Annotated in this window: 7 protein-coding genes; all 7 read right to left on the reverse strand. The window is 40.7% G+C overall.

Annotated elements, in window-relative coordinates; genetic code table 11:
* Nucleotides 1-11: 11 nt before the first annotated feature.
* Nucleotides 12-758: a 6-carboxyhexanoate--CoA ligase gene (locus LMF89_RS19755; protein WP_439651946.1), complete on the reverse strand. Its 747-nt coding sequence runs from the start codon at nucleotides 756-758 to the stop codon at nucleotides 12-14.
* Nucleotides 745-1,239 (reverse strand): hypothetical protein, encoded by a 495-nt coding sequence (locus LMF89_RS19760; protein WP_229536572.1) that lies wholly within the window; start codon nucleotides 1,237-1,239, stop codon nucleotides 745-747. Before LMF89_RS19760 ends, LMF89_RS19755 begins: the two co-directional genes overlap by 14 nt.
* 352 nt (nucleotides 1,240-1,591) lie before the next feature.
* Nucleotides 1,592-2,602 (reverse strand): NADPH dehydrogenase NamA, encoded by a 1,011-nt coding sequence (gene namA / locus LMF89_RS19765; RefSeq protein ID WP_229536573.1) that lies wholly within the window; start codon nucleotides 2,600-2,602, stop codon nucleotides 1,592-1,594.
* Between the two features lie 217 nt (nucleotides 2,603-2,819).
* Entirely contained in the window at nucleotides 2,820-3,617 is a 798-nt protein-coding gene (locus LMF89_RS19770) for a Cof-type HAD-IIB family hydrolase (RefSeq protein ID WP_229536574.1), read from the reverse strand.
* A gap of 21 nt (nucleotides 3,618-3,638) precedes the next feature.
* Entirely contained in the window at nucleotides 3,639-3,983 is a 345-nt protein-coding gene (locus tag LMF89_RS19775) for a phage holin family protein (RefSeq protein ID WP_007959261.1), read from the reverse strand.
* Nucleotides 3,984-4,135: 152 nt separating this feature from the next.
* Nucleotides 4,136-4,630, reverse strand: coding sequence for a methylated-DNA--[protein]-cysteine S-methyltransferase (locus LMF89_RS19780; RefSeq protein WP_369412653.1), 495 nt, complete (start codon nucleotides 4,628-4,630; stop codon nucleotides 4,136-4,138).
* A gap of 182 nt (nucleotides 4,631-4,812) precedes the next feature.
* Nucleotides 4,813-5,751: a malate dehydrogenase gene (gene mdh / locus LMF89_RS19785; protein ID WP_229536575.1), complete on the reverse strand. Its 939-nt coding sequence runs from the start codon at nucleotides 5,749-5,751 to the stop codon at nucleotides 4,813-4,815.
* Nucleotides 5,752-6,137 lie beyond the last annotated feature (386 nt).

Consider the following 6,137-nt stretch of genomic DNA (forward strand, 5'->3'; position numbering starts at 1 on the left):
TACCTTGTCCTTTATAGTGTTACAAGCACAGGCTGGTGCTGTAAATAATTCTCCAAAAGGGATCTATCCGCAGTAGGATTTACAAAAAAAATTCGCCCGCCCACAGGATTTCCTAAGGGTTTGCAATGGGGAATGCGAATGTATCCCTTAGCAGAAGCAACATACCCCGTTGTATATTCAGGATCATCAGACCAACAAAGTTCAGCTACTACACCAGGACCAGCAGCTACTTTACTTGCCAGCACTAGCGCTTCTTGTACATGCAAATTGTGAATCCCCTGCTTTACCAATCTATCAATCAATGCATCTTCGTTTTCAATATCCATACGAGATACCCGAATGCCTCTGTCTTTTGTATGATCAAGACGCTGACCCGTAACAGCACATAACAACATGGCTCCGCGCATACTGTCAGCTAAAGACAACAAGCTTAGAATCCCTTGCTTTGCCCCACTAGAAGTTACCCCTGCTGCGACTAATGCATGTTCTGCTGCCTTATGCCCTTCCTCTACCGTAAGGGAGGAAGAAGGATAAACAGGCAGCAAAGGTACTTGTTGTATCCTACTGGGCTGTACTGTTTCTATCGTAATATTAATAAAATCAGCCTGCCCCCGACTGTGAGTGAAGGCTCTTTCCAGCATCCCAGCAGCTGTCTGCTCCACTTTATCATAAGGAACGATCCGCTCTGCACCAGAAATATGACGCCCGCCCTCTTCATGCCGTCCTCCCTGGGCCGCCCGCATTCTAACGCTGTACACTTTGTACCACCTTCTCCGTCTGCAGCTTCACCTTCTTTAATAATAAAGTAAGAGGCCAAGCAGTCAGTGCTGTATAAATCATACCTGGAACTGCTGCCAGCAAAAGAGGTATTGCTCCCTTACCCAATATTCCTCCAAGAGCCAGACGAGCCACGCTGGATCCTAAGGGTCCTGCCACCACTAACACAGGCCATGATGTCCCTAAAGCAGTCACACAAATGCCTACGACTAAGCGAAAAATCATGGCAATACCCACATTCAGCAAATTCTGGGTACCCAATATAAGTCCAATGAGGCTCGATAATATACCTGCCGTTATGTACTTGGTAAAGCCAAAAACCCCACAGATAGCCACCGCCAAAGGAGCTGATAATTGAAACTCTGTACCTGGAATGAAGCCAGGCAGTTTAATCGCACCAGAAACGGTAATCAAAGTAGTCAGCAGCGCAGTCTCCGTCAATCTTCGAGTATTATAGTACATGCTGGAATCCCCCTTTTTGTTAACCAGTAATATTTTCAGGTTAACGTATTGTTTAAATAAAAAAACGAATGTATCGTTTTTAACCGCAGAGATGCAGAGAAAAAATAGATTATTGCAAACTTCGCTCAGCGCACTCTGCGCCTCTGCGGTTACGTCATCTATTTATACATCAATGGCATGTGTTTCAGTGGTTCATAAAACCTTATATCCTCATTCGGTAAACTAATTATTAATTAAAGGTTAACAATATTATCATACACTCATCGCTACAAAATGTAAATTATTTTGTAGCAAAATTCGCGGATAAAAAATAGAGACTATCTTTACGATAATCTCTATTTTTTCTATTTTACTATTTGGCTCGCACATAGGCTTCGGGCCATTGTATTTCTTCCTGCAGCACATGGGCGGCCTGCAAAGGCCAATAAGGATTTCGCAGCAATTCTCTGCCTGTGTATACCAAGTCGATACCAGCCTTAAGCATTTGTAGAACTTGAGCAGGCTCTGTAATGAGCCCTCCTGCCAATACAGGCAGCTGCGTTTTCTCTTTAATCGTAAGTGCCATGGCAACCTGATATCCAGCATAGGCACGTGGCATTGCCGATATAACAGCGCCAGAGCTTACATTGACCACATCAATACCATGATGCTTCACCAGGTTTAGCATAGCAGCCACAAGTTCCGGTGTGTTTCCTTCTGGATGGTAGTCATCTGCCGATACCCGAACAGTGATTGGCATTTCCCGCGGAATGACCTGTTTGACGGCAAGCAGAACCTCTTCTAAGAAACGCACTCTCTTTTCCAGGCTTCCTCCATACTCATCAGTACGAGTATTGGTTAACGGCGATAAAAATTCATTAATCAAATACCCATGAGCTGCATGAATTTCAAGAATATCAAAGCCAGCAGCGACTGCCCGCTTTGCTCCCTGGGCAAATTTTTGAACGACTTCTTTAATTTCCTGTAAGCTCAAAGCTTTAGGTAAGGCGTATTCTTCGCTAAAAGCAATAGCGGAAGGTGCTACGGGTGTGCTATTAACAACGCCGCTCTTTCTGCCTGCATGAGCCAGTTGAATCCCAATTTTCCCCCCTTGAGCATGAACCTGATTAACCACTCTTTTAAGACCTGGGATATGGGCATCATCCCAAATACCTAAATCCTGATTGGAAATACGTCCACGAGGTTCAATACCAGTAGCTTCTACAATAATCAGCCCCACTTGCCCTACGGCCCTTGTGGCATAATGAATAACATGCCAGTCCGTCACCATACCATCATCTGCCGCACTGTACATACACATGGGCGGCATAACAATCCGATTCTTTAATGTCAGGTTTTTAAAGGAAATAGGAGTAAATAACATATATACCATCCTTTCATCTATTCATAAAATTATCAATCTAATAAGATTCAAAATTATACCAATTCATGGCTTCATTCTATAGTATCGATCACTATTTTACAAGTACATACTTTTTAGTATTATAGTAACCAAAATCATACTTTAATAACGTCTGTAGCTCTGGCTGTCAAGTAATAAAAAACTTCGCTCTTATTTTTCCTAAGAACGAAGTTTTTTATTACTTTAATACATATTTTTCAATGGCCTCGGCTACGCCGTGGGCATTGTGATGACCAGTAACAGCTTGAGCAACCGCTTTTATTTTATCAGTTGCATTTCCCATAGCTACACCGAAACCAGCATATTCAAGCATTGGAATATCATTATTCGAATCACCAATTGCCATTACTTCCTCACGGGTAATATTTAGGCTCTGTGCTAGTAATTCTAAACCATGCCCTTTATTGACACTGGGGTGCATCATTTCTAAATAATTCGATTTAGAAGAGGCCGCATAGATGTCTCCAGCAAACTCATTATTGATTTTTCTTTGTATCTCAAGTATTTCATGAGGTTCAGCTATCGCCAGCATTTTAGTAGGCTCGTGCCGCATGGAATAAAACGTATCACCAATAGGAACTGCCGCAATACCCGCTATCGACTCATAAAGCTTCGCCTTTTCATTGCGTTCTACTACAAATAATTCATCATTCATGTGTGATTGCAGATACCAGCCCTTTTCATGAAAAAACTCTACAATTTTGCCAGCTACTTCTGGAGAAATGGTCTTATGGAATAACATTTCCTTGGTAAAAGCAGACCGAATCATACCACCATTATAAGTGATAATCGGTGTCCGTATATTAAGTTCTTGGGCAAAAGGCATTGCCGAGCTGAACATTCTGCCTGTAGCGATTGTTACAAGAACCCCTTGTTCATGAGCCTTCTGAATCACTTCACAAGTGCGCGGTGAAACTTTTAGAGTTCCATCCAACAATGTATCATCCATATCTACTGCCACTAATTTAATTGCCATGCAATAACCTCCGCTATCTCGTTATCGGTCCTTGATTACTTTCGATAAAGTACAACTGCAAAGGGTCATTAAACATACACCTGTCACAGGTGCAGCCATGCTGTAAATTTGATAACCTGGTAAGGTTTTTATTACTAACATAGGAGTCAATATATTCATAAAAAAAGTCAATCCACCTAAAGTGAACCAATTTAAAGGTTTCGTTTTCAACGCAAGCAAGGGTCTTACAGCACTATTGGCTAATCCAATAACAACAGCCCCCAGCAATGCACCGCCTAAGGTATCAACGAAGATCCCAGGTAATTTTATGGTAAGCAAAAACAATAATACACCATTTAAAATCATACGCAGCAGAAAACCGCACACGCCTTGACCCTCCTCATCATCTATAACTCATTAAATAACACTGCCTTTTATTATATACCGTAGGACAAATTATTGACAATATTTTTTTCATCTAATCAAGTCTTTCATTGTTTATCAAGACTTCTTAACCCCCTGATTGGTACAATGAGACGTTATGATTCAGCAATACCGCTTTCCAACAATAGCAGAGCTTGTTTTAATTCAACTCCCCCGCCAAATCCTGTCAGGCTGCCATTAGCGCCGATCACTCGGTGACAGGGTATTACAATTGGTACACGATTGATATGTAACGCTCCCCCTACCGCCCGCACAGCCTTTGGATTGTCTATTTCTTTGGCTAATGTTCCATAGGAAATGGTTTGACCATAGGGAATAGCTGCCGTATAAGTAAGCACAGATTTTTGAAAAGAAGTATAACCACGCCAATCAATGGGTACACCAAAATGAACAACAAACCCACGCCAATACATGTTTAGCTCTTTTCTCAATTGCTCTGACCATAAATCAACATCTGCCGTGGCAGTACCCTCTGGTTCTTGAGGTTTTGTTTTTAAAGGAAAATCAAGCTGCCACAGTCCTATATCTGTCCAGACAGCGTTCATGTAACCCCAATCTGTTTCTAGTATTGTATGCATTTGTTGCATCATTACACTTCCTTCTTGTAAAAATAAAGCGGCTTTTTATCTTTTCGGCTGACAGTACATAGAATCCTTCTATTTTAAATCTGCTTCATTTCAATTGCTAAAACAGAAAATACCCCCTCTGCTTATTTCATTGCTGAAATTTGCAGAGAGGGTAATTTTTGTATGCTTGTCTTCTATTTTTTTTATTATACTACTTTCAGATCCACTAATACTGCATTCATTTTACGAACAGCGTCAGCGCTCTTATTGAATTTTTCTTGTTCTTCTGCATTTAATTTATAATCAACAACTTTTTCCCAACCATTTTTGCCGATTACAACTGGAACGCCTAAGCAGATATCTTTTTGTCCATATTCGCCGTCTAAAGCCACGCAGCATGGATATACTTTCTTCTCATCGCGAACGATTGCTTCTACTAGTAAAGCACCTGCAGCGCCAGGAGCATACCAAGCAGAAGTACCTAATAAACCTGTTAATGTAGCACCGCCAACCATCGTATCAGCAGCTACTTTTTCTAATGTTGCTGCATCTAATAATTCAGCAGCAGGAATACCCATATATGTAGCAAAACGAGTTAAAGGAATCATTGTAGTATCGCCATGACCACCAATTACTACACCATGAATGTCAGTAGCAGGAACTTTAAGAGCTTGGCTCAAATAACACTTGAAGCGAGAGCTATCCAAAATACCGCCCATACCAATGATACGATTTTTAGGCAGACCGCTTGCTTTTAATGCAAGATATGTCATTGTATCCATTGGATTACTAATGATTACAAAGATAGCCTTAGGGGAATATTTTAAAATATTATCAACTACACCTTTAACAATACCTGCATTGGTGCCGATCAAATCTTCACGCGTCATACCAGGTTTGCGAGGAATACCAGAAGTGATTACAACTACATCGGAATCTGCAGTTTTACTATAGTCACTGGTACTACCAGTAACCCTAGTATCAAAACCAAGCAAGGTTGCAGTTTGCATCATATCCAATGATTTACCTTCGGAAACCCCTTCCTTGATATCCAATAATACCAATTCGCTTGCTAATTCTCTTTGTGCAATTACATTTGCGCAGGTTGCGCCTACATTACCAGCACCAACAACTGTAATTTTCATCCTGACATCATCCTCCTAAAGTTTGTACATTCTTTTGCTTTTAGTATGTGTTAATCCTACTAACAATTATAACTCTCTTCTCATAGGTTTGTATAGAGCTCAAGTGAATTAAATTACATACTATTGCAAAAATAATACAATATTGTGAAACTAGATAAAGAATAAAAATAGTAAGAAAATCTATTTGTCATGTAGCCGAATACCAACGCATTCTTTAAAACCTATAAAACGAATCGAACCACAAAGACACGAAGGACACAAAGGGTTCTATTTTATATTTTCGTGTTCTCCTTTGTGTGCCGCATCGCGGCATTGTGCCTTTGTGGTCATTATAATCGAGTAGGAGCTGAATAATTATTTTATCCAGCGACCTCTCACACCACCGT

The organism is Pelosinus baikalensis (assembly GCF_020819555.1).
Lineage (GTDB): Bacteria > Bacillota > Negativicutes > DSM-13327 > DSM-13327 > Pelosinus > Pelosinus baikalensis.